The organism is Micrococcus sp. H39-S4, assembly GCF_027158145.1.
In the GTDB taxonomy this organism is placed as follows: Bacteria; Actinomycetota; Actinomycetes; order Actinomycetales; family Micrococcaceae; genus Micrococcus; species Micrococcus luteus.
Genome location: NZ_JAPVLT010000002.1, coordinates 33,154 through 59,650, shown reverse-complemented (window position 1 = coordinate 59,650; position 26,497 = coordinate 33,154). Strand labels below are relative to the sequence as shown.

Annotated in this window: 29 protein-coding genes and 3 tRNA genes; 20 read left to right on the top strand and 12 right to left on the bottom strand. The window is 74.6% G+C overall.

Annotated elements, in window-relative coordinates:
• Positions 1-27: 27 nt before the first annotated feature.
• Positions 28-1,236 carry an amidohydrolase gene (locus O3T09_RS02305; RefSeq protein ID WP_070709897.1) on the top strand — a complete coding sequence of 403 codons (1,209 nt, stop codon included), beginning with the start codon at positions 28-30 and terminating at the stop codon, positions 1,234-1,236.
• A 40-nt stretch (positions 1,237-1,276) separates the two neighbouring features.
• Here O3T09_RS02305 and O3T09_RS02300 read toward each other — a convergent pair whose 3' ends face one another.
• Positions 1,277-1,906, bottom strand: coding sequence for a hypothetical protein (locus O3T09_RS02300; protein ID WP_041103579.1), 630 nt, complete (start codon positions 1,904-1,906; stop codon positions 1,277-1,279).
• Positions 1,907-2,215: 309 nt separating this feature from the next.
• On the opposite strand from O3T09_RS02300, the gene O3T09_RS02295 reads away from it, so the two are divergent.
• The 7 genes from O3T09_RS02295 (at position 2,216) to O3T09_RS02265 (ending at position 7,243) form a co-directional block, all read left to right on the top strand.
• Positions 2,216-4,390, top strand: a complete 2,175-nt coding sequence (locus tag O3T09_RS02295; protein ID WP_041103578.1) for a DEAD/DEAH box helicase — start codon at positions 2,216-2,218, stop codon at positions 4,388-4,390.
• Between the two features lie 87 nt (positions 4,391-4,477).
• Positions 4,478-4,549 (top strand) — tRNA-Thr (locus O3T09_RS02290).
• A gap of 60 nt (positions 4,550-4,609) precedes the next feature.
• Positions 4,610-4,683, top strand: a tRNA-Met gene (locus O3T09_RS02285).
• An 89-nt stretch (positions 4,684-4,772) separates the two neighbouring features.
• A complete protein-coding gene (locus O3T09_RS02280; protein WP_069941246.1) occupies positions 4,773-5,066 on the top strand; it encodes a hypothetical protein in 294 nt (97 codons plus the stop codon).
• 40 nt (positions 5,067-5,106) lie between these two features.
• Positions 5,107-5,556, top strand: coding sequence for an FAS1-like dehydratase domain-containing protein (locus O3T09_RS02275; protein WP_069941245.1), 450 nt, complete (start codon positions 5,107-5,109; stop codon positions 5,554-5,556).
• A complete protein-coding gene (locus O3T09_RS02270) occupies positions 5,556-6,047 on the top strand; it encodes a MaoC/PaaZ C-terminal domain-containing protein (RefSeq protein ID WP_069941244.1) in 492 nt (163 codons plus the stop codon). Before O3T09_RS02275 ends, O3T09_RS02270 begins: the two co-directional genes overlap by 1 nt.
• Positions 6,044-7,243 carry a UDP-N-acetylmuramate dehydrogenase gene (locus O3T09_RS02265; protein WP_069941243.1) on the top strand — a complete coding sequence of 400 codons (1,200 nt, stop codon included), beginning with the start codon at positions 6,044-6,046 and terminating at the stop codon, positions 7,241-7,243. The genes O3T09_RS02270 and O3T09_RS02265 overlap by 4 nt, the downstream gene beginning before the upstream one ends.
• Positions 7,244-7,429: 186 nt before the next feature.
• On the opposite strand, the gene asd is transcribed toward O3T09_RS02265, so the two are convergent.
• The 7 genes from asd to mshD all read right to left on the bottom strand — a co-directional run bounded on the left by asd (position 7,430) and on the right by mshD (position 12,875).
• Entirely contained in the window at positions 7,430-8,602 is a 1,173-nt protein-coding gene (gene asd / locus O3T09_RS02260; protein WP_049146263.1) for an aspartate-semialdehyde dehydrogenase, read from the bottom strand.
• 10 nt (positions 8,603-8,612) lie between these two features.
• Complete coding sequence (locus tag O3T09_RS02255) at positions 8,613-8,843, bottom strand: NF038396 family protein (RefSeq protein WP_070708542.1); 231 nt, start codon at positions 8,841-8,843, stop codon at positions 8,613-8,615.
• 1 nt (position 8,844) lies between these two features.
• Positions 8,845-9,405 carry a dihydrofolate reductase gene (locus O3T09_RS02250; RefSeq protein WP_044659551.1) on the bottom strand — a complete coding sequence of 187 codons (561 nt, stop codon included), beginning with the start codon at positions 9,403-9,405 and terminating at the stop codon, positions 8,845-8,847.
• Positions 9,406-9,427: 22 nt separating this feature from the next.
• On the bottom strand, positions 9,428-10,258 hold the full coding sequence (locus O3T09_RS02245; RefSeq protein WP_036317717.1) for a thymidylate synthase: 831 nt from the start codon (positions 10,256-10,258) through the stop codon (positions 9,428-9,430).
• An 82-nt stretch (positions 10,259-10,340) separates the two neighbouring features.
• A complete protein-coding gene (locus O3T09_RS02240) occupies positions 10,341-10,697 on the bottom strand; it encodes a GNAT family N-acetyltransferase (protein ID WP_041103569.1) in 357 nt (118 codons plus the stop codon).
• Between the two features lie 75 nt (positions 10,698-10,772).
• A complete protein-coding gene (locus O3T09_RS02235; RefSeq protein ID WP_113913807.1) occupies positions 10,773-11,783 on the bottom strand; it encodes an NUDIX hydrolase in 1,011 nt (336 codons plus the stop codon).
• A gap of 138 nt (positions 11,784-11,921) precedes the next feature.
• Entirely contained in the window at positions 11,922-12,875 is a 954-nt protein-coding gene (gene mshD / locus O3T09_RS02230) for a mycothiol synthase (protein ID WP_135019256.1), read from the bottom strand.
• A gap of 101 nt (positions 12,876-12,976) precedes the next feature.
• Between mshD and O3T09_RS02225 the strand changes: the two genes are divergently transcribed.
• From O3T09_RS02225 to ygfZ, 3 genes are all read left to right on the top strand, one after another.
• Positions 12,977-13,783: a hypothetical protein gene (locus O3T09_RS02225; RefSeq protein ID WP_228070389.1), complete on the top strand. Its 807-nt coding sequence runs from the start codon at positions 12,977-12,979 to the stop codon at positions 13,781-13,783.
• A 187-nt stretch (positions 13,784-13,970) separates the two neighbouring features.
• Positions 13,971-14,639: an FABP family protein gene (locus O3T09_RS02220; protein WP_269295310.1), complete on the top strand. Its 669-nt coding sequence runs from the start codon at positions 13,971-13,973 to the stop codon at positions 14,637-14,639.
• Positions 14,636-15,832 carry a CAF17-like 4Fe-4S cluster assembly/insertion protein YgfZ gene (ygfZ, locus tag O3T09_RS02215; RefSeq protein ID WP_269295309.1) on the top strand — a complete coding sequence of 399 codons (1,197 nt, stop codon included), beginning with the start codon at positions 14,636-14,638 and terminating at the stop codon, positions 15,830-15,832. The genes O3T09_RS02220 and ygfZ overlap by 4 nt, the downstream gene beginning before the upstream one ends.
• Before the next feature lie 13 nt (positions 15,833-15,845).
• Here the strand turns inward: ygfZ and O3T09_RS02210 are convergent, their stop codons facing one another.
• From O3T09_RS02210 to O3T09_RS02200, 3 genes are all read right to left on the bottom strand, one after another.
• Positions 15,846-16,598: a hypothetical protein gene (locus tag O3T09_RS02210; RefSeq protein WP_102708517.1), complete on the bottom strand. Its 753-nt coding sequence runs from the start codon at positions 16,596-16,598 to the stop codon at positions 15,846-15,848.
• On the bottom strand, positions 16,595-17,626 hold the full coding sequence (locus tag O3T09_RS02205; RefSeq protein ID WP_036317733.1) for a 6-phosphofructokinase: 1,032 nt from the start codon (positions 17,624-17,626) through the stop codon (positions 16,595-16,597). The genes O3T09_RS02210 and O3T09_RS02205 overlap by 4 nt, the downstream gene beginning before the upstream one ends.
• Before the next feature lie 89 nt (positions 17,627-17,715).
• On the bottom strand, positions 17,716-18,780 hold the full coding sequence (locus O3T09_RS02200) for a PspC domain-containing protein (protein WP_102708516.1): 1,065 nt from the start codon (positions 18,778-18,780) through the stop codon (positions 17,716-17,718).
• A gap of 96 nt (positions 18,781-18,876) precedes the next feature.
• Between O3T09_RS02200 and O3T09_RS02195 the strand changes: the two genes are divergently transcribed.
• Positions 18,877-20,136, top strand: a complete 1,260-nt coding sequence (locus O3T09_RS02195; protein ID WP_102708515.1) for an ATP-binding protein — start codon at positions 18,877-18,879, stop codon at positions 20,134-20,136.
• Positions 20,133-20,831: a LuxR C-terminal-related transcriptional regulator gene (locus tag O3T09_RS02190; RefSeq protein WP_269295308.1), complete on the top strand. Its 699-nt coding sequence runs from the start codon at positions 20,133-20,135 to the stop codon at positions 20,829-20,831. Before O3T09_RS02195 ends, O3T09_RS02190 begins: the two co-directional genes overlap by 4 nt.
• A gap of 47 nt (positions 20,832-20,878) precedes the next feature.
• Here O3T09_RS02190 and O3T09_RS02185 read toward each other — a convergent pair whose 3' ends face one another.
• A complete protein-coding gene (locus O3T09_RS02185) occupies positions 20,879-22,087 on the bottom strand; it encodes a pyridoxal phosphate-dependent aminotransferase (RefSeq protein WP_070709277.1) in 1,209 nt (402 codons plus the stop codon).
• 173 nt (positions 22,088-22,260) lie between these two features.
• Between O3T09_RS02185 and O3T09_RS02180 the strand changes: the two genes are divergently transcribed.
• The 7 genes from O3T09_RS02180 (at position 22,261) to rplL (ending at position 26,328) form a co-directional block, all read left to right on the top strand.
• Positions 22,261-22,333: transfer RNA gene (locus O3T09_RS02180), tRNA-Trp, on the top strand.
• A gap of 80 nt (positions 22,334-22,413) precedes the next feature.
• Complete coding sequence (gene secE, locus O3T09_RS02175; protein WP_036317743.1) at positions 22,414-22,665, top strand: preprotein translocase subunit SecE; 252 nt, start codon at positions 22,414-22,416, stop codon at positions 22,663-22,665.
• A 104-nt stretch (positions 22,666-22,769) separates the two neighbouring features.
• The gene (gene nusG, locus O3T09_RS02170; RefSeq protein WP_036317744.1) at positions 22,770-23,654 is read left to right on the top strand and encodes a transcription termination/antitermination protein NusG; all 885 of its coding nucleotides are present in this window, start codon (positions 22,770-22,772) and stop codon (positions 23,652-23,654) included.
• Between the two features lie 132 nt (positions 23,655-23,786).
• A complete protein-coding gene (gene rplK, locus O3T09_RS02165) occupies positions 23,787-24,218 on the top strand; it encodes a 50S ribosomal protein L11 (protein ID WP_010080374.1) in 432 nt (143 codons plus the stop codon).
• Positions 24,219-24,295: 77 nt separating this feature from the next.
• Entirely contained in the window at positions 24,296-25,003 is a 708-nt protein-coding gene (gene rplA, locus O3T09_RS02160; protein ID WP_036317746.1) for a 50S ribosomal protein L1, read from the top strand.
• 344 nt (positions 25,004-25,347) lie between these two features.
• A complete protein-coding gene (gene rplJ, locus O3T09_RS02155) occupies positions 25,348-25,869 on the top strand; it encodes a 50S ribosomal protein L10 (protein ID WP_070708780.1) in 522 nt (173 codons plus the stop codon).
• A 69-nt stretch (positions 25,870-25,938) separates the two neighbouring features.
• Positions 25,939-26,328 carry a 50S ribosomal protein L7/L12 gene (rplL, locus tag O3T09_RS02150; RefSeq protein WP_036317747.1) on the top strand — a complete coding sequence of 130 codons (390 nt, stop codon included), beginning with the start codon at positions 25,939-25,941 and terminating at the stop codon, positions 26,326-26,328.
• Positions 26,329-26,497: the final 169 nt, after the last annotated feature.

The following is a 26,497-nucleotide window of genomic DNA, read 5'->3' as shown; positions in this document are numbered from 1 at the left end:
AGCACGGGGCGGCGTAGTGTGACGGGCATGACCCTCACCGCCTTCGTCAACGCCCACGTCGTCCCCGTCGCCGCCGAGCCGTTCGACGGCGCCCTGCTCGTCGAGGACGGCCGGATCACCGCGCTCGGCCCCGACGTCCAGGCACCCGACGGCGCCGACGTCGTGGACTGCGAGGGCCGCTGGCTGCTGCCCGGCTTCGTGGATGCCCACGTCCACCTCGGCATGCACGCCGAGGGCGAGGTCGGGGCGACCGCGGACGTCAACGAGATGACGGACCCGGTGATGGCCGGGGTGCGGGCGATCGACGCCGTCGACCCGAACGAGCCGGGCTGGAAGGACGCCCTGGCCGGCGGGGTGACCACCGTGAACGTCAACCCCGGCTCGGGCAACCCGATCGGCGGCCAGGCGGTGGCGCTGCACACCCACGGACGCACCGTGGACGAGATGGTGCTGCGCAGTCCCTCGGGCGTGAAGTCCGCCCTCGGCGAGAACCCCAAGAACGTCTACAAGGAGAAGGGCCGCACCCCGTCCACGCGGCTGGGCACCGCCCTCGTGATCCGCGAGGCGTTCCTGCGGGCGCAGGGCTACATGGCCCGCCGCGCGGAGGCCGAACGCGAGGACAAGCCCTTCACCCGCGACCCCCACCTCGACGCCCTCGCCCTCGTCCTGGAGCGCACGATCCCCTGGCGCCAGCACTGCCACCGCACCGACGACGTCGCCACCGCCCTGCGCCTGGCCGACGAGTTCGGCTACGACCTCGTCCTGGACCACGGCACCGAGGCGCACCCGCTGGCCGACCAGCTCGCGGCCCGCGGCGTGCCGGTGCTGATCGGCCCGCTGTTCACCACCAAGTCCAAGCCGGAGCTGCGGGGTCGCTCGATGCGCAACCCGGGGCGTCTGGCGCGGGCCGGCGTCGAGATCAGCATCATCACCGACCACCCGGTGGTGCCCATCGACTTCCTCGTCTACCAGGCCGCGCTGTCGGTGAAGGAGGGCCTGGACCGGGAGACCGCTCTGCGCGCCATCACCCTCCATCCCGCGCGCGTGCTGGGGTTGGACGACCGCATCGGCTCCCTCGAGGTGGGCAAGGACGCCGACCTCGTGCTCTGGTCCGGCGACCCGCTCGATGTCATGCAGCGGGCCCTGAGCGTGTGGATCGGCGGCCGTCAGGTCATGGAGTACGACCTCGCCACGGCCCGGCCCGTCGTCGCCTCCGCCCGTCCCGCGGAGGACTGAGCGGCGCCGCCGCCCGGCGGCGTGGGCGGGACGCGCGGGTTCAGCGCCGCAGGCGCGAGCGCACGGGTGGCAGCCAGACGAGCGCGGCGCCCAGGAGCATCACGACGGCGAGGATGATCAGCAGGCCGTTGGCCCGCAGGAACGCGGGGGCGGCCAGCAGGACGGCGATGAACGTCAGGGTCCCGATCGCCGAGCGACGGCGGCGCAGCAGACCGATCCAGCCCCACAGGGACGCCGCGGCCAGCAGGCCGACGGCGGTGCCCATCGTGAACTGCCCCGTCGCGCCGCCCAGCACGCCCACCGACTCCATGCCGGTGAGCGGATCGATGACGGGCTCGCCGCTGTCCTGTGCGCGGGCCCCGTTCCAGATGAACGCGCCCGCGATGCCGACCAGCACCACGGTGACCGCGAGCCAGTAGATGCGCGCGACCTTCAGGAGCGGGTGGACGAGGCCGGCGTCGGACTCGGCCGCGTCCCGCTCGGCCAGGTCGCGCTCGCGGTCCGCGCGGCGCCGTTCCAGGCGCTCCTCGTCCTCGGCGGTGAGGCGGGCGCGCACGGCGCGCAGCCGTGCGTCGTCGGCCCGCTGACTCTCCCGGAAGGACTGGGCGGCGCGGCCGGCGGCCCGGCCGAGTCCGCGGGCGAGGGGGCGGTCTTCGCTGTTCTGGGGCACGTGCCGAGCCTATCGTCCCGGCCGGTGAGCGACCGGGGTGTCCGAGGGCACAGCCCGGCCCGGGGTCCGGTGGCGTAGACTGGGCGGACCGGATCCGGTCTCTCCCCCTGTGATGAGTGAGCGTGGACGCGTGTGCCACGCCGGACTGCAGATGTCTGTGCAGATGTGTGTGCGGGCCACGAACGTCGTGGCCCTCGGGGGCTGCCGGGTGGACGGAATCATCTGACCCAGCTGGCCCCTGCGCCCCACGACGTCGACCCGCGACCGACGTCCTCCGGCGTGCGCCCGCGCATCCCCACAGGAGGACCCATGTCCGACATCCTCGATCCCCAGACCACCGCCGAGGCCCCGACCGCCGCGCCCGTGGAGACCGCCCCCGAGGCCGAGACCGTCGCCCCCGAGCTCGCCGGGGCGGAGCTGGAGGCCACCGGGACCGTCCCGCAGGTCGACGCCGCCGAGCCCGCCGCCCCCGAGGCCCCGGCCGAGCCCGCCGGCCCCACCTTCCTGGACCTCGGCCTGGACGCCCGCGTGCTGGCCGCCGTCGAGGACCTGGGCTACACCCGCCCCTCGCCGATCCAGGAGGCGACCATCCCGCTGCTGCTGGACGGCCGCGACGTCGTGGGCCTGGCCCAGACCGGCACCGGCAAGACCGGCGCGTTCGCGCTGCCGGCCCTGTCCCGCCTCGCCGAGACCACGGACGTGACCGGGCGCGCGGACACCCCGCAGGTGCTCGCGCTCGCCCCGACCCGCGAGCTCGCCCTCCAGGTGGCCGACGCCTTCGACAGCTACGCCAAGCATCTCGACGACGTCTCCGTGCTCGCGGTCTACGGCGGCTCCCCGTACGGCCCGCAGCTGGCCGGACTGCGGCGGGGCGCGCAGGTCGTCGTCGGCACGCCGGGCCGCGTGATCGACCACCTCGAGCGCGGCTCGCTGGACCTCTCCGACCTGCAGACCCTCGTGCTGGACGAGGCGGACGAGATGCTGCGCATGGGCTTCGCGGAGGAGGTGGACCGCATCCTCGCCTCCACCCCGGACACGAAGCAGACCGCGCTGTTCTCGGCCACCATGCCGCCGGCCATCCGCCGCATCTCCGCGCAGTACCTGAACTCCCCGGAGGAGGTGGCCGTGTCCCGCCAGTCCACGACGTCCGCCACCATCCGCCAGCGCTACCTGCAGGTGGGCCACCAGTACAAGCTCGAGGCCATGACCCGCATCCTCGAGACCGAGGACCACGAGGGCGTGATCGCCTTCGTGCGCACCCGTGCCGGCACCGAGGAGCTCGCCCAGAAGCTCACGCGCGCCGGGTTCAAGGCCGTCGCCATCTCCGGTGACATCGCCCAGAAGCAGCGCGAGAAGACCGTCGAGGACCTGAAGGCCGGCCGCGTGGACATCCTCGTGGCCACCGACGTCGCCGCCCGCGGCCTCGACGTCGAGCGCATCTCGCTCGTGGTCAACTACGACATTCCGCAGGACGCGGAGTCCTACGTGCACCGCATCGGCCGCACCGGCCGCGCCGGCCGGCAGGGCGACGCCGTGCTCTTCATGACCCCGCGCGAGCGCTTCCTGCTCAAGCAGATCGAGCGGACCACCCGCCAGCAGGTCGAGGAGATGGCCGTGCCCTCCGTCGCCGACGTCAACGCGGCCCGCAAGCGCCGCTTCGCCGACGGCATCACCCGCACCCTCGAGCGCGCCTCGGAGGAGGAGCTGGCGGTGTTCGGTGAGATCGTCGCCGCGTACGTCGACGAGCACGAGGTCGAGCCGGCGCGTGTGGCCGCCGCGCTGGGCATGATGGCCCAGGGCGGCCGCCCGCTGCTGGCCCGCGAACAGGAGATCCCGTCCGGCGGCGGCCGGGGCCGCAAGGACCGCGACGGCGGTCGCGAGGGTGGGCGCGACGGCGGCCGTGAGCGCGGCGCGAGCGACGGCCGCGGCTCGCGTGGCCCGGCCCGGGAGCCCGCGGCCGGCAACGCGACGTACTGGATCGCCGTCGGCCACCAGGACCGTGTGCGGCCGGGCAACATCGTGGGCGCGCTGGCGAACGAGGTGGGCCTGCCCGCCTCGGCCATCGGCGCGATCGACCTGCGTGGCAACCACTCGCTCGTCGAGCTGCCGGCAGACCTGACCTCGGCCCAGCTCGAGGCCGCGGCCAACGCCGAGATCAACGGCCGTCGCCTCGGCCTGCGCAAGGACACCGGCCGCCCGACCCGCGCCGAGCGCGACGGCGAGGACCGCGGTGAGCGCCGCGGCGGCTTCTGCAAGGACCGCGGCGAGCGCGGCGAGCGCGGCGGCTTCCGCGGGGACCGCGACGGCGGCCAGCGCGGCGGGTACCGCAAGGACCGGGACGACCGCGGCTCCCGCGAGGATCGTGGCGGCTTCCGCAAGGACCGGGACGACCGCGGCTTCCGCGGCGACCGCGGGGGACGCCCCGGCGGCCGCAAGCCCCGCTGGGGCGCCCAGGAGCGCTCGGATCGGGGCGCCCGCCGCTGATCCGGCCGGGGTGCCGACCCCGCCGGAGGCCGTGACCGGGGCCGATTTTGCATCGGCCCCGGGGCCCTGGTAGAGTCTCACCTCGTTGCCCCGATAGCTCAGTGGTAGAGCGCCATCTTGGTAAGATGGAGGTCCCGGGATCGATTCCCGGTCGGGGCTCTGACATGAGAGCCCGCCCTCGCGGCGTGAAAACCGTGAGTGCGGGCGTTCTCGTGTCGTGGCGGCGTAGCTCAGCTGGTTAGAGCGCACGACTCATAATCGTGAGGTCGGGGGATCGAGTCCCCCCGCCGCTACGGAATCGGACGGACCCGGTCACCTCCTCGGAGGGGCCGGGTCCTTTCGCGTTCCGGGGCCCGTCCGTCGCCCCGGTAGCCTGGCGGGCATGTCCACGCGTCGCCCCGCCCGCCAGCCCGCCCGCGGCACCACCGCGCCCCGCGGCTTCGTCTCCCCGTGGGAGCACGGCTCCCGGCTGTACCGGACCCTCGTGCTGACCGGCTCCGCGCTGTTCCTCGTCGGCATCGTGCTGGCCGTCGTCGGCGGCACCAGCGGGCGCCTCGCCGTCTCCGGGGCGGCCCTGGGCGTGCTCGGCGCGGGCGTCGCCGTGCACCTGTCCGCCCAGCTCGTGCGCTTCCGCCAGGCCGCCCGCCGGCAGGGGGAGCGGCGCCCCGGCCGTTAGGCTGGACGGCAGCCGAGAACCGTCCCGCAGGAGGCCCGAGTTGAGCGTGAACCCCGACGTCGCCGGGCGGAGCTATCCGCCCGCGCCCCCCTTCCAGGTCGGCCGGGAGGCGGTCCGCGCCTTCGCCGAGGCCGTGCAGGCCCAGCATCCCGCGCACCACGACGTCGCGGCCGCCCGGGCCCTGGGGTACGCCGACCTGGTCGCCCCCCCGACCTTCGCCGTCGTCATCGCCCAGCGCGCCGAGGCCGCCGTCGTCGCCGATCCCGAGCTGGGCATCGACTTCTCGCGCGTGGTCCACGCGGACGAGCGCTTCGTCCACCACCGCCCGCTGGTGGCCGGGGACGAGGTCGTGGCGACCGTGCGGGTCGAGGCCGTGAAGGCCCTCGGCGGCAACCGCATGGTCACCACCGTCACCGAGATCGCGGATCTGGACGGCGCGGCCGTCTCCACCGTCATGTCCACCCTGCTGGTCCGGGGAGAGGAGTCCTGATGAGCACCGCCCCCCGCCTGTCCGACCTCGCCCGGGGCGAGGTGGTCGGCACGCGCACCGTCACGTTCACCCGCGCCGACCTCGTCGCCTACGCGGGTGCCTCCGGCGACCGCAACCCGATCCACTGGTCCCCGACGTTCGCCGAGCACGTCGGCCTGCCCGGCGTCATCGCCCACGGGATGCTCACCATGGGCGCGGCCGTGCAGCTCGTCTCGGACTGGGCGGGCGACCCGGGCGCCGTCGTCGACTACCAGACCCGCTTCACCGGCATGGTGCCCGTCGCGGACACCACGGTCCGCACGGACGACGACGGCGCGCCCGTCCCCGGCGCCACGCTCGAGGTCGTCGGCACGGTCGGCGCCGTGGACGAGGCCGCCGGGACCGTGCGGATCGACCTGAACGTCACCAACCCGGACGCGGCGAAGCCGCGCGTGCTGACCAAGGCGCAGGCCGTGGTCCGTCTGGCCGACCCCGTGGGGGAGAGCGCGTGAGCGAGCGGCTGGCGGACCACACCACCACCCGCGTCGGCGGGCCTGCGCGCGCGTGGGTCACCGCGCGCACCGAGGCTGAGGCGATCGAGGCCGTGCGCGCCGCCGACGCGGCGGGCGAGCCCCTGTTCGTCCTCGGCGGCGGTTCCAACACCCTCATGGCGGACTCCGGCTTCCCCGGCACCGTCGTGCGGCTGGCCTTCGAGGGCATCGGGGTGCTGGACGGGCCGGTGCCCGGCGAGGGTGAGGCGCCGCCCGTCGGCGACGGGGCCCGGCTCGCGGGCCACGAGGGGGAGGCCGTCGTCGTGCGGGTCGCGGCGGGCCATCCGTGGGACGACGCCGTCGCATGGACCGTGGCGCACGGGCTCGGCGGGATCGAGGCGCTCTCGGGCATCCCGGGCTCGGCCGGCGCGACGCCCGTGCAGAACGTCGGCGCGTACGGTGCGGACGTCTCGCAGGTGCTCGTCGCCCTGCGCGCGTGGGACCGGGAGGCGGGGGACGTCGTCGAGCTGACGCCCGCGGATTTGCGCCTCGGCTACCGCGACTCCGTGATCAAGCGCTCCATGCTGGAGACCGGCGCGCCGAGTCCCCGGTGGATCGTGCTCTCGATCGACCTGCGGCTGCGTCGCGCCTCCTCCGACGCCGAGCCGACGGCGCCGGTCCGCTACGGGCAGCTGGCGGCCGCGCTCGACGTCGAGGAGGGCGCCCATGCCCCGCTCGCGGTGGTCCGCCGCGAGGTGCTGGCCCTGCGGGCCGCCAAGGGGATGGTGTCCGACCCGGCGGACCCGGACACGTGGTCCACGGGCAGCTACTTCACGAACCCGATCGTGCCCGCGTCCGTGCGGGCCTCCCTGCCCGAGGGCGCCCCGGCGTTCGCCGCCGGGGAGGCCGAGGACGGGACGCCGCTCGTGAAGCTCTCGGCGGCCTGGCTGATCGATCGCGCGGGCTTCGCGAAGGGCTTCGGGCTGCCCGAGGTCGGGCCCCGCGAGGGCGGTCCGGACGGCCGCGGAGTCGACGGCACCGGCCTGGCCGGGGGCCGCGCGTCGGTGTCCACGAAGCACACCCTCGCCATGACCAACCGCGGCGACGCGAGCACCGAGGACGTCCTGACGATCGCGCGCACCGTGCGCGACGGTGTGCGCGAACGCTTCGGCGTCGAGCTGCACCCCGAGCCGATGATCATCGGCACCAGCCTCTGACCCCCCTCCACTTTCGTTCGGGAAACGGCGCCCCCAGGAGTGCTTTCGTTCGGGAAACGGCGCCCCGAGGCGGCCCGAACGACAACGCGCGAACACCCGCCGTTTCCCGAACGAAAACGGGGGCCGGGGTCCGGGGTCCGGTGCGGGGCCGGGTCCCCGCGCGCGCCGCGGCGCCGGCGTCGCGGCTCAGAGGTTGCCGGTGGCGATCATCAGCATGCGACGCACGGGCTCGGCCGCACCCCACAGCAGCTGGTCGCCGACGGTGAACGCCGAGAGGTACTCGGGACCCATGTTGAGCTTGCGCAGCCGGCCGACGGGGATCTGCAGGGTGCCGGTCGCGGCGATCGGGGTCAGGTCGGTGACCGTGGCCTCCTTGGTGTTCGGCACCACCTGCACCCACTCGTTGTCCGCGGCGATGATCTGCTCGACCTCGTCCAGCGGCACGTCCCGGGTGAGCTTGAGGGTGAGGGCCTGCGAGTGGGAGCGCATCGCGCCGATCCGCACGCACAGCGAGTCGAACGGGATCCGGTCCGCCCCGGTCAGTCCGAGCACCTTGTTGGTCTCGTCGTAGGCCTTGCGCTCCTCGCGGGAGACGCCGTCGCCCAGGTCGGAGTCGATCCAGGGGATCAGCGAGCCGCCCAGCGGCACGCCGAACTGCGTCGAGTCCAGGCCGTCGCGCTGCAGCTCGATCACCTTGCGGTCGATCTCGAGGATCGCCGACGCCGGATCGGCCAGCTCGGCCCGCACCGCGCCGCCCAGCTCGGCGTACTGGGTGAGCAGCTCGCGCATGTGCCGGGCACCGCCGCCGGAGGCCGCCTGGTAGGTCATGGCGGTGCCCCACTCGACCAGGCCCGCCTTGAACAGGCCACCGAGGCCCATGAGCATGCAGGAGACGGTGCAGTTGCCGCCGATGAAGTCCTTCGTCCCGTTCGCCAGGGCGGCGTCGATCACGCCGCGGTTCACGGGATCCAGTGCGATCACGGAGGTGTCCGCCATGCGCAGGGTGGAGGCGGCGTCGATCCAGATGCCGTCCCAGCCGGCGGCGCGCAGCTTCGGGTACACGGCCTGCGTGTAGTCCCCGCCCTGCGCGGTGAGGATCACGGGCAGGGCCTTGAGCGCGTCCACGTCGTACGCGTCCTGGAGCACGCCCGGGTCACCGGCCATGCCCTCGAGCACGGGCGCGGGACCGCCGGCGTTGGACGTGGAGAAGAAGACGGGATGGATACGGGCGAAGTCGCCCTCCTCGGCCATGCGCTGCAGGAGGACGGACCCCACCATGCCGCGCCAGCCGACCAGGCCCACGGTGGGCACGGCGGCCGCGTCGGGGGCGTTCACAGATGCGGGGGCAGCGGAAGTCATGCCCTCCAGGCTAGCGGCCCTGCTGCGCGCGCTTCCGCTTGTTCCACGCGATGAGACCGCCCACGGCGAACACCTGGGTCAGCACGAGCAGGAACACCAGCCCGGCGATGGTCTTGCCCTGCAGCACGAGGATCAGCCCGAACACGGCGCACACGAACGCCAGCACGGGCAGGACGACGAGCGCGAGGAACGAGACCGCCTGCGGGGAGAGCAGACGCTGGTCGGAGTCGGTCGGGGCCATGTCAGTCGCGTTCCCATCGTTCGAAGCGGTGGCGCGGGCCGGAGGCGGAGTCCAGCCACGCGTCGGGGGCGGGCTCGACGGCGGTGCGCCGCCAGCGGGCGTCGAGCAGCGGGGCGTGCGTGTCGCCGTCGACGTCGGCGTCGATCACGGTCACCTCGGCGCGCGAGGCCACGTCGAGGGCCTGCTCGTAGAGCGTCGCCCCGCCGATCACCCACACGGTGTCACAGCCGTCGGCCTCGGCCGCGGCGGCCAGGGCCGCCCCGAAGTCAGGCACGACGACGGCGCCCGCGGCCCGCAGCTCCGCGCCGGCCTCCTCGGTGGCCGTCAGGGTGCGGGAGACCACGATGTTCGTGCGCCCGGGCAGCGGGCGGAAGCGCGCCGGGAACGACTCCCACGTGCGCCGGCCCATGATCACGGGGTGGCCGTGCGTGTGGGCCCGGAAGTGGGCGAGGTCCTCGGGGACGTGCCACGGCATGGTGCCGTCGCGGCCGATGACGCGCTCGGGGGTCTGGGCCCAGATCATGGCGATCACGGGCTCGGTGGGACGGGTGGCCCGGCTCATGGGGTCGCTGCGCATCCTCGGCTCAGACGGCGATCGGCGCCGTGATGGTGGGGTGGTGACGGTAGTCGAGGACCTCGAAGTCGTCGTAGTCGTAGTCGAAGATCGACGCGGGGGTGCGCCGCAGCCGCAGCCGCGGGTACGGGTACGGCTCGCGGGAGAGCTGCTCGCGCACCTGCTCCTCGTGGTTCGCGTAGATGTGCACGTCCCCGCCGGTCCACACGAACTCGCCGGGCGTCAACCCGGTCTGCTGCGCGACCATCACCGTGAGCAGCGCGTACGAGGCGATGTTGAACGGCACGCCGAGGAACAGGTCCGCCGAGCGCTGGTAGAGCTGGCATGAGAGCCGCCCGGGGGCGCCGTCCTGACCGGGGGAGACGTAGAACTGGAACAGCGCGTGGCACGGCGGCAACGCCATCTCGTCCACCTCGGCGGGGTTCCACGCGGTGACGATGTGCCGGCGCGAGTCGGGGTTCGTCCGGATCTGCTCCACGACCTTGGCGATCTGGTCGATGTGGCCCCCGTCCGGGGTGGGCCACGAGCGCCACTGCACGCCGTAGACGGGGCCGAGCTCGCCGTCCTCGTCCGCCCACTCGTTCCAGATCCGCACGCCGCGCTCCTGGAGCCACCGCACGTTCGAGTCCCCGCGCAGGAACCACAGCAGCTCGAGCGCGACCGACTTGAAGTGCACGCGCTTGGTCGTGATCAGCGGGAAGGACTCGGCCAGGTCGAAGCGCAGCTGGCGGCCGAACACGCTGCGCGTGCCCGTGCCGGTCCGGTCCGTCTTGACGGCCCCGTGGGCCATCACGTCGGCGAGGAGGTCCTCGTAGGGGGTGGGGATGCTCACCCGGTCCACTCTAGCGATCCGAGCGGACGCGCTGAGCGTCGTCGACGGCCCGGCGGAGGCGGGTACCGGCAGGGCAGGGCCCCGCCCCCGGTCAGCCGTGGAAGACCATGTCCTGGTACTCGGGGTAGCGGCGCAGGTAGTCCTCCACGTAGGAGCACTCGGGCACGATCCGGTCACCCTCCGCGCGCAGCCGGTCCAGGACCATGGTCACGAGGGCGCGGGCATAACCGCGGCGGCCAAACTGCTCGTCGATGATGGTGTGCTGCAGGCGCAGGACCACGGTGTCCTCGCCGTCCGCGCCGCGCACGGTCTCCTGGTCGTAGCCGAGGAACCCGATGAAGGTCCCGTCCTGGCGCAGCTCGAAGCGCTGACGGTCCGGGTCCCGGGTCACCGTGAGGCGCTCGTGGACGATCTTCTCGGGCTGGCTCTGGGCGGCGGTGTTCTCCATGACCCGAGCCTAGGGCCGGGGGCGGGCCCGCTCAACGGTGGCCCGGTCGTGCGGGCCGAGGCCGGCGCGGGCGGCTCAGTCGTCCCAGGGGTCGTAGACCTCGACGGCCACCACGTCGCCGTCGAGGTCGAGCGCGCGGTGCGCCACCAGCACAGCGCCGGGCCGCAGCCACGGATCCTCGGTCGGCAGGGCCCGCAGCACGCGGTCCGCCTGGCCGGCGGCCGCGTCCTCGACCACCTCGAACAGGGTCGGCAGCACCGGCCGGTGCGTGCACACGACCAGCGGCCGGGAGCGGCCCATGAGCTCGGCCATCACCTTGCGGGTCTTCTTGGGCTTCTCCCGGGCCGTGGTCTCCGTGAACGCGCCCTTGGTCTTCAGCGGCAGCCGGCTGGACTTCACGAGCGGGGCCAGCGTCTCCACGCAGCGGCGCCACGGGGAGGAGACCAGCCGCTCCGGCCGCCAGGCCGACACGAGGCCCTCGACGGCGAGCGCCTGCCGCCGGCCCGTCGCCGCCAGCGGGCGCTCCTGCTCGGCGCGGGACCACGAGGAGCGGGGCTTGGCCTTGGCGTGGCGCAGCACCAGCAGCGGCACGGTCCGCAGGCGCCCCCGGGAGGCGGCACGCAGCAGCAGGTCGAGCGGTTCGTGATCCGAGTCGTTCGTCAGCAGCCGCCGGGCCTCGTCCGGCCCGACCCAGCGGACCTCGTCCACCTCGTCGCCGTCGGGGAGGGCGCGCTGGCCGTCGACCTCGGCGGCCCAGTACCAGACCTCCTTGCTCTGACGTACGCCCCGCTTGCCGGGCACCTCGTACGCGGTCACGCACAGCGGGATGCCCGGCCGCAGCTCCAGGCCGACCTCCTCGCGCAGCTCGCGGACCGCGCACTCCGGCAGCGTCTCACCCGGATCGAGCTTGCCCTTGGGCCACGACCAGTCGTCGTAGCGGGGCCGGTGGATCACCATCACCTCGAGGCCGCCGGGCACGCGGCGCCACGGCAGCATGCCGGCGGCCAGCACCTCGGCGCGGGGGCCTTCCGAGGCGCGGTCCTCCGTGGACCAGCGGGCGACGCGGTCGGCGTGGGACGAGGGCATGGGGCGGGTTCCTCTCGGGGTGCGGCGGCCGCGACGACTGCTGGGGCAGGGCACGGGGCGTGGCCGACCCCACGGGGGCCGGCCTCACCAGGATACGAGGCCGCCGGGATGTGCCCGGCCGGCCCCCGCCCGAGGGTCTCAGGGGCGGCGGTACTGGGCGTCGGCGGCGAACAGCTCGAAGCCGAGGGACGCGTAGAGCGCGACGGCGGCCGTGTTGTCCGCGTCCACGTACAGGTCCACGACGTCGACTCCCTGTTCCGCCATCCGGTGCAGCCCCGCCAGCGTCAGGGCCCGACCGAGGCCGAGGCCCTGGGCGTCGGGGGAGACGCCCACGGCGTACACCTCCCCGACGCGCGGGCCGTCGGCTCCGGCATCCGGCTCCACCTTCGTCCAGTGGAAGCCGAGCAGCCGCCCGTCCGCCTCGCGGGCGGCGAGCAGGAGGCCGTCGGCGTCGAACCAGTCCTCCGCCATGCGGTCGTCGAGGTCGGCGCGGGTCAGGCTGCCCTGTTCGGGGTGGTCCGCGAAGGCGGCGGCGTTCACGTCCAGCCAGGCCTGCTCGTCCTGGCCGGGGACGAAGCCGCGCAGGGCCACCCCGTCGGCGAGCCGCACCTCCGGCAGGGCCGCGAGCGCCGCGTGCGACAGGCGCATCCGGCGCAGCTCGCGGACGGGCTCGAGGCCGTGCCGCCGGGCGAGCCGGACCGCCCCCGGGAGCATGCCGTGGGCCCAGACGCTCGTGGTCTCCTCCCGCGCCAGGTCCCGGACCGCGGCGGCCGCGGCCTCGGCCAGGGCCGACCCCCGGCCGGTGCGGCGTGCGGCCGGGTCGACGACGAGCTCGAGCACCGCCGCCGCGCCCTCGGGCACGAGCACGGCCGCCCCGTCGATCGCGCCGTCCGGGCCCCGGGTGGCCCCCCACCAGAGCTGCCCGCCGCGGGCGAGCAGCACGCGCGTCTGGTCCGACAGCGGGGGATGACCGTCCGCCGCCCCGGCGCGGTCGGCCAGGTCCAGGACGGCGCTCGCCTCCTCCGGGCGCGGGGTGACGACGCGCGGCATGCCGTCAGCGTCGGAGGTCGTGGGGGTGGGGTGTTCGGCCATGCCGGCCACCCTACGGAAGGAGGACGGTGGCCCGCGAGGTGCGCCCCGCCGTCGCCCGCCCAGGGCCGAGCCGGTGCGCACCTGGCAGGATGGGGCAGGTGATGCGCTTGTCCATGGCCCTGAGTGCGGCCGTCGCCGCCCTCGTCCTGGGCGGTGCCGCGCTGCTGGGCCCGGTCCCCGCCGCCCTCGCCGCCGCCGTCGTGATCCTGGTCATCGCCTGGGGCTGGCCGCGGCAGATGGGGGCGCCCGCGCGCCTCTCGCTCAGCGTCACCCTGGCCGTCGCCGGGGCCGTCGCGGTGCTGCTCATGCTGCTGTGGCCGCCGCTCGAGGACGGGCGCAGCGGGGCCTGGACGCTCTTCGAGCCGCTCGCCGTCGTCGTCGCCTGGAGCACCATGGCCTCGTTCGTCGTCCAGCTGGTGCGCGGGACCGGCCGGCCGCTGCGCCTCGAGTCCACCGTCGCCACGATGGGCGGGGCGTTCATGGCCGTCGTGACGGCGTGCTGGGTGGCCGTCTCACGTTGGACCGACACCCCCGCGGTCGCCGGGCTGGTCATCACGCTGGCGGTCACGGTGGCCGCGGTCTGCCTCGTCGGCCTCACCCCGTGGATGCAGGGCCGGCCGGGGGTCCTGGCGCTCGTCGTCATCCCCCTCGGCACGGTGCTCGCGTGGCCCGTCTCGGCGCTGGCCGGCGTGGGCACCCGGGACCGGCCGGCCGTCACGGCCGCGGCGCTCGCGGTGGCCGTGCTCGTGTCCCTGACCGCCGCCACGGCGCCGTCGTCGCGACCCCGGCCCGAGGACCGGCCGGTGGGCACCACCCTGCGCCCGCGCCGGGCGGGCTATGCCCTCGCGTTGGCGCCCGTGGGCGCGGCCGGCGTCGTGGCGCACGTCATGGTGGGCTTCCTGGCCTGACAGGTCGGGCCCGCTCGGTAGGATGTCCCGCATGGATACCCTTCTTGCGCTCGAGATCTTCTTCCTGGCCCTCGTGGTCCTGGCCGGCCTGGGCATGGCCGCCGTCGCCGCGGTCGTCATCAGCGGCCTCTTCAAGGGCCAGCGCTGAGGACGCGCGGCCCGCTGTCGGGCCGCGCCGTGATCTGCCATGGCGACTGAACTCCCGTACGACCTCACCCCCGAGCTCGCGCCCCTGTCCTGGCTCATCGGCAGCTGGGAGGGCCAGGGCCGCCTCGGCGACGGCTCCGCCGGCACCGAGATCTTCTACCAGCGGGTGGACTTCACCGAGCATGGTCTGCCGTTCGTCGAGTACCGCGCGGAGTCGTGGCTGTGCGAGGCGGACGGCACGCTGCTGCGTTCGCTGACCGTGGAGTCCGGCTTCTGGCAGGTGGACCGGGCGCGGCGCGACGGCGACGTCGGCCCCGGCATGCGCCCGGCGGACATCGTCCCCGCGTTCCGCTCCGCCGAGGACGTCGAGCGGCTGCGCGCCGGCGACGAGGGCTTCGGCCTGACCGCCACCATCACGCATCCGGGCTCGCTGTCCGAGCTGTACTACGGCCGCATCAAGGGCCCGCAGCTGCAGCTGGCCACGGACGCGGTCCTGAGTGGCTCCGCCGCCGGCCCGTACCACCGGGCCACCCGCATGGCCGGTCTCGTGAACGGGCAGCTGTTCTGGCGCTGGGACGTCGCGGACGCCGCGGGCGCCGAGCTCGAGGCGCACGCCTCCGCCATCCTGGACCGCATGCCGAGCGCGGCCGAGGGTCGGCTCGCCCCGGGGGCCGAGCGTCCTCGCGGGGCTCGCGGGGAGCAGTCGTGACAGCCTCCCGCAGCCCGCTGTTGGACCTGGCCGTGGCCGAGCCGCAGGGGCCGGCCGGCGGCGTCGTCGAGGGCCTCGGCCCGGACGCCGGCGTCGCCGCGCACTACGGTCGCCCCCTGCCCGAGCAGCGCGCCCTCGCCCGGGGCCGCGCCCTGGTGGACCTCTCCCACCGGGCCGTGCTCTCCGTGTCCGGCCCGGACCGGCTGAGCTGGCTGCACACGCTCGGCACGCAGCACGTCGAGACGCTGCCCCCCGGCACGAGCACCGAGATCCTCTTCCTCGACGTGCAGGGGCGGATCGAGCACGCCGCCCACCTGCTCGAGGACGGCGCCGCGGCCTGGCTCGTCACGGACCGCGAGGACGGCCCGGGCCTCGCCGCGTGGCTCACCTCGATGCGCTTCTCCCACGACGTCACGCTGCGGGACCACACCGGGGCGGTCGCCGTCGTGGGCGCCACCGCGCCCGTGCCCGGCTGGGAGGACCGCACCGTGTGGCTGGACCCGTGGCCGCGCGTCGGGGCGGGCGGCTGGGCCTACACGGCCGATCCGGATCCGGCGACCCACCCGGGTGCGGACTGGTCCTGGCGCGAGTACCTCGTCACCCGGGCCGACCTCGAGGCCACCGTCCGCGCGCTCGGCACGGGCGTGCTCGCGGGCTGGTCCCTGGCGGGCACGACGGCGGCCGAGGCGCTGCGCATCGAGGCCGGCCGCCCCCGCCGGGCCCTCGACGTGGACGACCGCGCGATCCCGCACGAGCTGGACCTGCTGCGCACCGCCGTGCACCTCGAGAAGGGCTGCTACCGCGGTCAGGAGACCGTGGCGCGCGTGCACAACCTGGGCCGCCCGCCCCGCCGCCTCACCCGCCTGCTCCTGGACGGCTCCGTCCACGCGCTCCCCGAGCACGGTGCCCCCGTGATCCTCCGGCCGGCCGAGGACACGCCCGAGGCCCGCGCCGCCGCCCGTCCGGTGGGGACGGTCACCGCCGCGGCCCAGCACCATGAGGCGGGCGCCGTCGCCCTGGCGCTGCTCAAGCGCACGGTGCCCGTGGACGCCGAGCTGCTGGTCCGCGAGGACGCTCCCGGCGAGGACGGTGCCGCCGAGGGCGGCTGGATCGCCGCGAGCCAGGAGCCGCTCGTGTCCCCGGACGCCGGGCAGGTCGTCGGCCGACCGCGCGGCGTGGGCCGCCTGCGCTGACCGACTCGCCGGCTCAGTCCAGCGCGAGGACGGTCCGCGTGCCCGCCGCCTCCAGCCCGACGGCGATCGCCACGTGGTGCGCGGCCGTGTGGCCCGCCGGCACCTCGGCGAACGGCAGCAGCCCCTCCAGCGCCGCCCGGTCCATCGCCACGGCCACCGCGTAGCGGCCGAGCCCACGACCGCGCAGCCGCGGTGGGGTGAGGGTGCCCAGCGAGGCCAGCACGCCGCCCGTCACGCGATGCCCCGCCGCCGCCACCGCGGCTTCGATCGCCCGTCCCGCGCCGTCGTCGGGAACGAGCGCGACCGAGGACTCCCAGGAGGGGACACCCGCCTCGGCCACGTCGTCTGCGGGGGCCTGCGCGACCACGGCGTGGACGTGGGCGGGGTCGTCGGACACGTTGACGGTGCGCGAGGGGTCGACCGGCGGCGGTTCCTCGGCGGCGTAGAGCGTGAACTCGCCGCGGGAGCGCACGGCCTCCCCGGCGGCGGCGCGCACCGCCGTCCGCAGCAGGGCCGACTCCACGCCCAGCGCCTCGGCGGGCACGCCGCGGCAGGCACGCGTGAACCACGCCGGCCCCGCCACGACGGTGGCCCAGGGCAGGGCCAGCACCTCCGCCTCGGCGACGCCCTGCCGGGCCACCTCGATGCGGCGCGGCTCGGCGCCCGCCGCCGGGGCGTCGCCGGGCAGGAGCGCGGTGTCGGGCAGGCCGAGCCGACGCGCCAGCCCGAGGGCCAGCACGCCGACGGCGGGGTGGTCGGGTCTCACCGGCCGAACAGGATCTTCGCCTCGTCGTAGCGCGAGACCGGCACCTTCTTGAGGCCCTTGAGGGCGGCGCTCATGGGGATGGAGATGATCTCCGTGCCGTTGGCCGCCACCATCTGTCCCCAGCGGCGCTGGGCGACGAGGTCGACGGCGCCCATGCCGAAGCGCGTGGAGAGCACGCGGTCCGTGGCGGTGGGGGCGCCGCCGCGCTGGATGTGGCCCAGGATGGTGCTGCGCGTCTCGATGCCCGTCATCTCCTCGATCTCGCGGGTCACCCACTCGCCGATGCCGCCCAGACGCGGCCGGCCGGACGCCTCGACCCCGGCCTCGGCCAGCGGATCGTCGTGGCCCTCGGGGACGAAGCCCTCCGCCACCACGACCAGCGGGGAGCGACCGCGGTCGTGGACCTGCTGCACCCACTCGGCGACCTGGGACATCGGGGTGCGGACCTCGGGGATGAGGATCGCGTGGGCGCCGGCGGCCATGCCCGAGTGCAGGGCGATCCAGCCGACGTGGCGGCCCATGACCTCGGCGACCATGCAGCGGTGGTGGGACTCGCCCGTGGTGCGCAGCCGGTCCATGGCGTCCGTGGCGATCTGCACGGCCGTGTCGAAGCCGAACGTGTAGTCGGTGCCCTGCAGGTCGTTGTCGATCGTCTTGGGCACGCCCACGATCGGCAGCCCGTCCGCGGCCAGGCGGTTCGCGCCGGCCAGGGTGCCCTCGCCGCCGATCGCGATGACGGCGTCGATGTCCAGCTCGCGCAGGTTGCGGAGCATGTTCTCCGGGCCGCCGCCCTCCGCGTTGTAGGGGTGCGTGCGGGAGGTGCCGAGGATGGTGCCGCCGGTGCGGGCCAGGCCGCGCACGCGGGAGCGGGGCAGGTCCTCGACGTCCTTCTCGATCAGGCCGGACCACCCGTTGCGGATGCCCACCATCTCCATGTCGTACGACTTGATGCCGTGCAGGACGGCGGAGCGGATGACGGCGTTGAGGCCGGGGCAGTCGCCTCCGGAGGTGAGCATTCCGACGCGCATGGGGGTCCTCTCGGGCGTTCTCGTGGGGGTCGGCACCACCCTAGGCGTGCCCGCCGCGTCGCGTCAGGGGACGGGCGACGGGCGGCGGGTCAGCCGAGGGCCACGAGGACGGCGACCTGGAGGGCCGTCGCACCCACGAGGATGCCGCTCGCCGGGCCGAGGGTGCCGGGACGACGGCCGCTGAGCAGAGCGCCCAGCAGGACGGGGGCGATCACCGCGAGCGCGGCCACGAGCATCGGCACCGCCAGCAGCGTGGGGGTCGGACCGACACCGAGCAGCAGGCTGATCCCGAGGGCGGCGAGCGCGGCGAGGACGGCCCCGGCGTAGGTGGCGGCCTGCGCGATCGGCCCGAGGCGCGGCTTCGCGGCCGTGGCTGCGGACCCCGAGCCGGTCGGGGCGGTGGCTGCCCGGGGGGCCTCCTCGGCCAGGCGCGCCGCGGCTCGCCGCTCGCGGGAGTGGACGTGGTCGCGCCAGGTGCCGGTCGCGGGGTCGATCCATTCGGGGTGGAAGCCGTGCGGGTCGGTGACCTCGGCCGCCCGCTCGCGCGGACCTCCGCCGACGTACCAGGCCGGGCGCGGCACGGCGTGGCTGGGCTGGTCGGCGTCGGGGGCCCGGCCCGGGGCCACGCGGGCCTGCGCCCGGCCGTCCCAGCGGGTCACGAGCCACCAGACGAGCACGGCCAGCGCGCCCAGGCCCAGGAGGGAGCCGGGGCCGCCCACGGCCGGGGCGATGAGGGTGAACCCGGCGCCGAGCAGCAGGTTGAGGGCGCCGATCGCCCCGATCACGCCGATGGCCACGGTGGCGTCCTGCCACTCCCTGCGGCGCAGGCGGCCGAACTGCACGCGTCCGTCGGCGTCGGGGAGCACGGCCCAGGCGGCCGCGTAGGCCAGCAGGCCCAGGCCCGCGGAGACCATGCACACGGCGACGAACACGCCGCGGGCGAGCAGCGGGTCGATGCGGTAGCGCTCGGCCACCCCGCCGAGCACCCCGCCGACCCACGAGGCCGGCGAGCGGCGCACGCCCCAGCTCAGGACGGCGCGGCGCAGCCAGCCCGGCAGGGCGTCCAGTCCGTCGGGGCCGGTCTCGCCCGAGGCGGCTCCGTCGGGGGCGACGTGGGGGCCGGGGCCGGTGAACGGGTCGTGTGTGCTCGTCATGTCTCCATCCTCGTCCGCCTGCGGCCCCCGCCCATCCGGGAACTCCCGGAATCCTCCCCGGATGTGCCGCCCCGTCCGACACGGCAGGATGGGGGCATGCCCACCCCGTCCGCGCCCGCGCCGGCCCCGCGTCCGCCGTTGATGCGGCACGGGGCCGACCGTCCGGTGTCCGGCGTCGCCGCGGGGCTCGCCCGGCACCTCGGGATGCCCGCCGGCCGCGTCCGCGCGGCCCTGGCGCTGCTGAGCCTGCTGGGCGGCGCGGGCCTGGCCCTGTACGTGTGGCTCTGGCTGCTCATGCCGGAGGAGGGTCCGGACGGCGCCCCCGCCGCCGACGCCCCCACCCTGCGTGGTCGCGCCCCCGAGGTGCTCGAGCGGGTGCGCGAGGGCGGCTGGCCGGTGCTGCTGGCCGCCGTGGTGCTCGGCGTGGGCGTGCTGACCGTCGCGGACGGCCTCGGCCTCACCGTCGACTGGGCGCTCGTGGGCCCGGTGGCCGTCCTCGTGATCGGCCTCGGCCTGGCCTGGATGCAGCTCGACCTGGCGGGCGGGCCCCGGGCCGGGCGGAGCGGACGACTGGTCCGCCTCGTGCTCGGCACGGCCCTCGTGCTGCTGGCGGTGCTGGCCATCGTCCTGGGCGCCGTGAGCTCGGGCGAGCTGTGGCGGGCTCTGCTGGCCGCCGTCGCGATGCTCGCCGGCGCGGCGCTGGTGGCCATGCCCTACGCCCTGGCCTGGCTGCGCCGACGCGACGCGGAGCGGACCGCGTTCGCGGTGCAGGCCCAGCGCGCCGAGATCGCGGCGCACCTGCACGACTCGGTGCTGCAGTCCCTCGCCCTCATCCAGCGGCGCGCCCAGGACGCGGACGTGGTGGCCCGGGTGGCCCGCGCCCAGGAGCGTGAGCTGCGTCAGTTCCTCGCCCTGGACTCCCGCGGCGGCCCGCACTCCCTGGCGGAGGCGCTCGACCAGCACGCCGCCGCCGTCGAGGACGCCCACGGGGCCCGGGTGGAGGTCGTGGCCGTGGGGCGGGCCGCGGGGGCGTGGCTCGAGCCGCTCGCGGCCGCGGCACGCGAGGCCATGCAGAACGCGGCCCGGCACGCCGGCGACGCGCAGGTCTTCGCGGAGGCCGGTGAGGACGACCGCGGCCGCACCGTCGCGGAGGTGTTCGTCCGGGACCGCGGCCCCGGCTTCGACCTGCCCACGGTCCCGGCCGACCGGCTCGGCGTGCGGGAGTCGATCCTCGGCCGCATGGGCCGTGCCGGCGGGACCGCCCGCATCCGGTCCGGCCCGGGCGGCACCGAGGTCCACCTGACGCTGGCCGAGCCCGAGGGTGCGCGAGCGCGCACCGGACAGGAGCACCCATGACCGACCCCGCCCCGCGCACGGCCGTCATCGTGGACGACCACGCGATCTTCCGCTCCGGCCTGCGCGCCGACCTGGACCCGGACCGACTGGCCATTCTCGGCGAGGCCGGGGACGTGGACGAGGCCGTCCGCGCCGTGCTGGACCTGGCGCCGGATGTGGTGCTGCTGGACGTGCACCTGCCCGGCGGGGCCGGCGGCGGGGGAGCGGAGGTGGCCGAGCGTGTCCTCGCGCGCCGACCCGCGCAGCGGTTCCTGGCCCTGTCCGTCTCGGACGCGGCCGAGGACGTCGTCGCCGTGATCCGTGCGGGGGCCCGCGGCTACATCACCAAGACGGCCTCCGGCGCGGAGGTGGCGGACGCGGCGGTCCGCGTGGCCGACGGCGACGCGGTGTTCTCGTCCCGGCTGGCCGGGTTCGTCCTCGACGCCTTCCGCGGCACGGCGCCCGCGCCCCCGCTCGTCCCCGCCGCGGCGACGAGCGGGGCTGCGGCCCCCGACGAGGACCTCGACCGGCTCTCGGCACGGGAGCGGGAGGTCATGCGGCTGATCGCCCGCGGCTACACCTACCGGGAGGCCGGGGCGGAGCTGTTCATCTCGGACCGCACGGTCGAGACCCACGTGTCCTCCGTGCTGCGCAAGCTCCAGCTCTCCAACCGCCACGAGCTGACCCGCTGGGCCGCGCGCCGCGGATACGCCTGAGCCCCGCGGCACGCGGCGTCGCGGGGCTCAGGGGTGGGGTGTGCGGCTCAGGCGCTGAGCAGGGCGCGGATGCGCTCGACGCCCTCGGCGAGGTCCGCATCGCCCAGCGCGTAGGACAGTCGCAGATAGCCGGACGGGCCGAACGCCTCGCCCGGGACCACGGCGACCTCCGCCTCGTCGAGGATGAAGGCGGCCAGCTCGGCCGACGTCGCGGGGGTGACGCCGCCGCGGTAGGTCTTCGCGAGCGCCTCCCGCACGTCCACGTACGCGTAGAACGCGCCCTGCGGGGTGGGGCAGTGGAAGCCCGGCACGGCGTCCATGGCTTCGACCATGGCCCGGCGCCGGCGGTCGAACGCCGTCTTCATCTCCGCCACGGCGTCCAACGGGCCGGCGATGGCGGCCAGCGCGGCCCGCTGCGACACGTTGGCCACGTTCGAGGTGGCGTGGGACTGCAGGTTCGTGGCGGCCTTGACCACGTCCAGCGGGCCGGCCATCCACCCGACGCGCCAGCCCGTCATGGCGTAGGTCTTGGCGACGCCGTTGAGGATCACGGACTGCTCCGCCAGCTCGGGCACGGCGCGGACGATCGAGGTGAACGGCATGCCGTCGTAGGTCAGGTGCTCGTAGATCTCGTCGGTGACCACCCACAGCCCCCGCTCCCGTGCCCACCGGCCGATCGCCGCCGTCTCCTCGGGGGAGTACACGGCGCCGGTGGGGTTGGAGGGGGAGACGAACAGGAGCACCTTGGTGCGGTCCGTGACGGCCTCGTCGAGCTGGTCCACGGTGACCTTGTAGCCCTGCTCGGGGCCGGCGAACACCTCGACCGGCACGCCGCCGGCCAGGCGGATCGCCTCCGGGTAGGTGGTCCAGTAGGGGGCGGGGACGAGCACCTCGTCCTGCGGGTCCAGCAGGGCGGCGAAGGCGTTGTACACGGCCTGCTTCCCGCCGTTGGTCACGAGCACCTGGGCGGCCTCGAGGGACACGCCGGAGTCGCGCAGCGTCTTGGCCGCGATCGCCTCGCGCAGCTCGGGCAGGCCGGCGGCGGGGGAGTAGCGGTGGTTCTTCGGGTCCCGGGCCGCGGCGACGGCGGCCTCCACGATGTAGTCCGGGGTGGGGAAGTCGGGCTCGCCGGCGCCGAAGCCGATCACCGGGCGCCCGGCGGCCTTGAGCTCCTTGGCGCGGGCGTCGACGGCGAGGGTGGCGGAGGGCGCGATGGCGGACAGACGGGCGGAGACGCGGCGGGCGGGCGCGGCCATGGGGACCTTCTTCGAGCTCGACGGGGAGGGCGGGGCGGAGCGGGGCTCCGTCCTGCCAGGGTACTGACTGCCCGGGGCCCGTTCGACTCCCGCCGCCCGATGGCGTATCCTGGATCTCCGGTACCGCGATCACGGTCGATCCCGCGAGGGTTCGGCCGGCTCCGTCGGTCCGAAGGGTAGTGGCGCAATTGGTAGCGCAGCGGTCTCCAAAACCGCAGGTTGCAGGTTCGAGTCCTGTCTGCCCTGCTCGATGCCGGGCCTCGTGCTCGGCATCGGACGTGTAGAAAGCGATTCGGCGATCCGACGAGTGAGGCCACGTGACTGAGATGGCGGCGAACGGCGGGGGGCCCGCCCCCACGCCGAGCAGGCAGCGTCGCGGGCTGTTCGCGCGGATCGCGCTGTTCCTGCGCCAGGTGGTGGACGAGCTCCGCAAGGTCGTCACCCCCACGAGCGAGGAGCTGCTGCGCACGACCGGAGTGGTGCTCGCCTTCGTGGCGTTCATGATCCTGCTGGTCATGGGGCTGGACTGGGTGTTCGGCACCGTGGCGGGTCTCCTGTTCGGCGCCGGCGGCCTCTGAGCCCGGCGCGGACGGTCCCGACGTCGCAGGACGCGTCCCCCGCACGCCCGTGAGGGCCCTCCCCGACGGCAGGGCCCGCCGTCCGTCAGCAGAAAGCAGGAACCGTGTCCGAGCAGGAACTGGATCGTCAGCCCGCCGAGGAGTCCGTCCCGATGTCGGAGGACGCCGTGGCCGAGGAGACCGCCGAGACCGCGCAGGACGCCGGCACGCCCGTCGAGGACGCCCTGGACGAGGTCGCCGGCAGCGGTGACGAGACCGCCGAGGCCACCGTGCAGGAGGCCGACCTGGCCGTCGCCGAGGGCGAGGACGCACCGACCCCCGTCGAGGAGCAGTCCGACGACGAGCCCGCCGTGGACCCCGCCGAGGAGCTGCGCACCCGCCTGCGCCGCCAGCCCGGCGACTGGTACGTCGTCCACACCTACGCCGGCTACGAGAAGCGCGTGAAGACGAACCTCGAGGCCCGCATCCTGACCCAGGACATGGAGGACTCGATCTACGAGATCGAGGTCCCCATGGAGGAGGTCGTGGAGATCAAGAACACCACGCGCAAGATCGTCTCGCGCGTGCGCATCCCGGGCTACGTGCTCGTCCGCATGGACCTCGACGACGCCTCGTGGGGCGTCGTGCGGCACACCCCGGGCGTCACGGGCTTCGTGGGCAACGACGCCCACCACCCGCAGCCGCTCAGCCTGGACGAGGTGTACGACATGCTCGCCCCGTCCGTGATCCAGGAGGCCGCCCGCGCCGCCGAGAAGGCCGGTCTGGCCGTCCCCGCCGCGGCCGAGTCCGGTGCGCCCGCCGCCCCCGCGATCCACGTGGACTTCGAGGTCGGCGAGTCGGTCACCGTCAACGACGGCCCGTTCGAGACCCTCCCGGCCACGATCTCCGAGATCAAGCCGGAGGCCCAGCAGCTCGTGGTGCTCGTCTCGATCTTCGAGCGCGAGACCCCCGTGACGCTGTCCTTCAACCAGGTGACCAAGGCCATCTGAGGACACCCGACGCTTCCGCACCGGGCCGGCCGCCTGCCGGCCCGGACGCGGCACCGGCCGCCGCGCCACGGCGGCCACCGCCCCCGGTGCGCTCCTGCGCCGAGGGTCCCCCAGTGAGAGAAGGATCCACTCATGGCTCCCAAGAAGAAGGTCACCGGTCTGATCAAGCTTCAGATCCAGGCCGGCGCCGCCAACCCGGCCCCGCCCATCGGCCCCGCCCTGGGCCAGCACGGCGTGAACATCATGGAGTTCTGCAAGGCGTACAACGCCGCCACCGAGTCGCAGCGCGGCAACGTGGTCCCGGTCGAGATCACCGTGTACGAGGACCGCTCGTTCACCTTCGTGACCAAGACCCCGCCGGCCGCCGAGCTCATCAAGAAGGCCGCCGGCGTCGCCAAGGGCTCCGCCACCCCGCACACGGCCAAGGTCGGCACGCTGACCCAGGCCCAGTGCGAGGAGATCGCCCAGACCAAGATGGAGGACCTGAACGCCAACGACGTGCAGGCCGCCGCCAAGATCATCGCGGGCACCGCCCGCTCGATGGGCATCACCGTCGAGGGCTGACGCCCACCCCCACCCCCTTCCAGTGGCAGGGCCGAGCGCGGTCCGCAGACCACGACTGCACAAGGAGAAGAACGCAGATGGCACAGCGCAGCAAGGCATACAAGGCGGCCAAGGCCGCGATCGGCGAGGATCTGTACTCGCCGGTGGAGGCGATCCGCCTCGCCAAGGAGACCAACCCCTCCAAGACCGACGCCACCGTGGAGGTGGCCCTCCGCCTCTCGGTCGACCCCCGCAAGGCCGACCAGATGGTCCGCGGCTCCGTGAGCCTGCCCCACGGCACCGGCAAGACCGCCCGCGTCGTCGTGTTCGCCACCGGTGACCGCGCCGAGGCCGCCCGCGCCGCCGGCGCGGACGTCGTGGGCGACGACGACCTGATCGCCCGGATCTCCGAGGGCTGGGTGGACTTCGACGCCGCCGTGGCCTCCCCGGAGCTCATGGGCAAGGTCGGCCGTCTGGGCAAGGTGCTCGGCCCCCGCAACCTGATGCCGAACCCCAAGACCGGCACCGTGACCCCGGACGTGGCCAAGGCCGTGGCCGACATCAAGGGCGGCAAGATCGACTTCCGCGTCGACAAGCACTCCAACCTGCACTTCATCATCGGCAAGACCTCCTTCGAGGCCAAGGCCCTGGTGGAGAACTACGCCGCAGCCCTCGAGGAGGTCCTGCGTCTGAAGCCGTCCTCCTCCAAGGGCCGCTACATCTCCAAGGCCACCGTGGCCACCACCTTCGGCCCGGGCGTGCCCATGGACCCGAACGTGACCTCGGTGGACTCCTCCGAGCTCTGAGCCACGCGGCCCCGGTGATCGGGGCCCACGACGTCGGCCGGTCGTCCCCGCAGCGGGGACGACCGGCCGGCGTCGTCCCGGGTCGATTTTGCGGGCCCGCCCCGGACGTGTACGCTGGTGCCTACCGAAGACCGCCGGTCGTGGTGCCCTGCCTCCGGGCAGAGCCCACCGAAGGATCTCCCTGACGGAGACGGCCCGCGCAGGTGAACGTGAGCCACGCTCGCATCCGCACGTCGACCCTCCGGGTCCGGCCGCGTCGATGCTCCTGCTGCGCCCCGTGCATCTGCACGGGGCGTTTTCTCGTCTCGGGGTGGCGGTTCCCACGCATCATCGAGAGGAGTGCCATGGCGACGTCCGCGAAGGAGTCGGCGGTGGCTGAGCTCACGGACCTGTTCCGTGAGTCCAGCGCCGCTGTTCTGACGGAATACCGTGGCCTGACGGTGACGGAGCTCAAGCAGCTGCGTGACTCCATCCGTCAGGACGCGACCTACGCCGTGGCGAAGAACACGCTGGCCGAGATCGCGGCCAAGGACGCCGGTCTGGAGGGCCTCGAGGCTCACCTGTCCGGGCCCACCGCGATCGCGTTCGTGACCGGAGACCCGGTCAACGTCGCGAAGGCCCTGCGTGACTTTGCCAAGGATCACGAGGAGCTCGTGCTCAAGGGCGGCTACATGGATGGCCAGCCCCTGGACGAGGCCGGCATCAAGAAGCTCGCGGACCTCGAGTCCCGCGAGGTGCTGCTGGCCAAGTTCGCCGGCGCGATGAAGGGCAGCATGTCCAAGGCTGCCGCCCTGTTCCAGGCGCCGCTGTCCAAGACCGTCCGCACGGTCGAGGCGCTGCGCGCCGCGCAGGGCGAGGCTGCCTGAGCAGTCCGCCCCGGGCTGCACGGCCCACCACTTCACACGTAGTCAAGACGTACCCGTAAAGGAGCCATCATGGCCAAGCTGACCACCGAAGAGCTGCTCGCCGCGTTCGAGGAGCTGACCCTCATCGAGCTGTCCGAGTTCATCAAGGCGTTCGAGGAGAAGTTCGACGTCACCGCCGCCGCCCCCGTGGCCGTGGCCGCCGCCGGCGGTGCCGCCGGTGGTGCCGAGGCCGCCGCCGCCGAGGAGAAGGACGAGTTCGACGTCGTCCTCGAGGCCGCCGGCGACAAGAAGATCGGCGTCATCAAGGAGGTGCGCGCCCTCACCTCCCTCGGCCTGAAGGAGGCCAAGGACCTGGTGGACGGCGCTCCCAAGCCCATCCTCGAGGGCGTCAACAAGGAGACCGCCGAGAAGGCCAAGGAGCAGCTCGAGGGCGCCGGCGCCACCGTCACCCTCAAGTGATGATCGCGGCCTGAGCCGCATCACGCTTCCTCACGAGGCCCCCGGATCCGCACTGCGGACCGGGGGCCTCGTGGCGTCCCAGGTCACGCACCCGCGGCTGGACAGGGGAGACGGGCGGGGATAGGATGGATCTTTGCATCTCCCCTGTTCCGTGCCGCCCGCAGGACCC